This is a genomic window from Aquirufa sp. TARAVU-A1A, from assembly GCF_054558675.1.
On record NZ_JBPXKP010000012.1, the window covers coordinates 1 to 1,527 of the forward strand.

A 1,527-nucleotide genomic window follows, 5' to 3' on the forward strand; every position below is an offset into this window, starting at 1 on the left:
ATCCCGCTGTCGATAAATCACCTCCATTAAACATCACCGAACTGCTGTTGGCAATACGCTCATCGGCTCCCAATAATAAACTCCCACTCACCAATTCCGTTTGGCCCGTGTACAAAGCCTCACCCACAAACTCCACACTAGCTCCCGCAACTCCATAAATCTTTAATCCATAACTGCTCGCAGCTATCGCCGTTGTGCCCGTTAAACTCAACTTACCCGAGCCGCTACCTATCCCCGAATTCCCCGTTAAACTCACCGTACCACTCCACACATTATTGCCACTCACATTCCGAAAGCCACCCACAACCCCATTCCCATAACCCGATAAACTCAAAGGCTCACCCAACACACTAATACCACCAATAAGCTCCAGCACCCCACTGCCAATCACCTCAACTCCACTGCTCGTTGATCCTAATCCACCACCCGATCCTACCCGCAAGGTCCCATTGCCAATCACCCGCGTTAAACCACTGTATACATTATCCGCTAATAAATAAACACTCCCACTCCCATCATGCGTAATCGCTCCACTACCCAAACTCACCACACCTCCCACACTCAAAATACCACCGCCTCCAAACAACATACTCGCATTACTACCCGTAAATACACTCGCAGCTGTTAAGTTTAGCGTCCCAGCATTCGCATGCACACGAACACCCGTGCCAACTGTAACCGCACCCGCATAAGCATTCACCCCATTTAAATTCCGTAAAGCACCCAAACTATTATACCCCACGCCCAATAAACTCAAGGACTCCGATCCCACACTAATACCCCCATATAATTCCAAACTCGCGCCGCTGCTAACCTCCGTACCTGAGGATACTGCCCCCAAGCCCGTCGAATGACCCACACTCAACACACCCCCCAATACCTGCGTCAAACCACTATACGTACTCGCTCCACTAACACTCCAGGTTCCCGTACCAGCCTTAGCAACACGCAATACCCCCAAACCATCTTCCACAATACCACTATAACTCGTACTTGTATTATCCCCACCAGCGGTTAATACCACAGAGCCACTCACACTACTTGTCACCTTGCCACTGCCTGCCAAACTGCCCACCGTCTCACTCACTCCGCCCATGTCCAACACCGTCCCAGATCCTAATGTCAAAGCACTCGTATTGGGAATACTCTCCGATTGTAATAAATAAAGCTTCCCGCCACTCACACTCGTCGATCCCGTATACGCATTCGCACCCCCGATTCCCAACACGCCCACGCCCGACTTGCTCACATTCACTCCCTTCAATACTCCGCCCACCAAACCATCATTCACGCCACCGCCAGCGGTCAATACCCCATTGCCATCACTTAAACTAATATCGCCAGCTACGCCAACGCCCAAGCCCATACTCGCATTCACATCGCTGCGTAAACTCAAGCCCCCAAAACCCGAGATGCTAATAGTACCCCCATTGCCAGCCGGATAACCCGAAGCCGTATACGCATCCCCGCCAACACTGCTCATTACACCACTGTAATCCACATAACTACCACTACTACTCACACTCA

At 51.0% G+C, this 1,527-nt stretch carries 1 protein-coding gene; it reads right to left on the reverse strand.

Going from position 1 to position 1,527, the window contains the following annotated elements:
* Window positions 1-1,527, reverse strand: a 1,527-nt coding sequence (locus tag V7S75_RS12035) for an autotransporter-associated beta strand repeat-containing protein (protein ID WP_459514226.1), incomplete at both ends; no start/stop codon positions are given.